Origin of the sequence: Flagellimonas beolgyonensis, from assembly GCF_003992615.1 — a bacterium.
Classification (GTDB): Bacteria; Bacteroidota; Bacteroidia; order Flavobacteriales; family Flavobacteriaceae; genus Flagellimonas; species Flagellimonas beolgyonensis.
On record NZ_RZMY01000012.1, the window covers coordinates 1 to 304 of the forward strand.

Consider the following 304-nt stretch of genomic DNA (forward strand, 5'->3'; position numbering starts at 1 on the left):
CAGTAAACAATTGACGGTTAGTGGTTAGGGGTCGGTAGCAAGTGGTCAGTGGTCAGTGGTCAGAAGTTAGTGGTTAGTATTCAGTGGGCAGTGGGCAGTGGGCAGTGGTTAGTGGTTAGTGGTTTGTAGTTTGTAGACAGTAGATCGTGGTCAGATGGCTGAAATCTGAGGTCTGGTGTTGTCATTTCGAACCGAGTGAAACGAGCGTGAGAAATCTGTTCTTTCGCTAAAAGCTAAAAGCTAAAAGGTGAATGGTCAAGGGTTAATGTTCAATCAACAATGAACAATCTGGTGTCATTCTGAA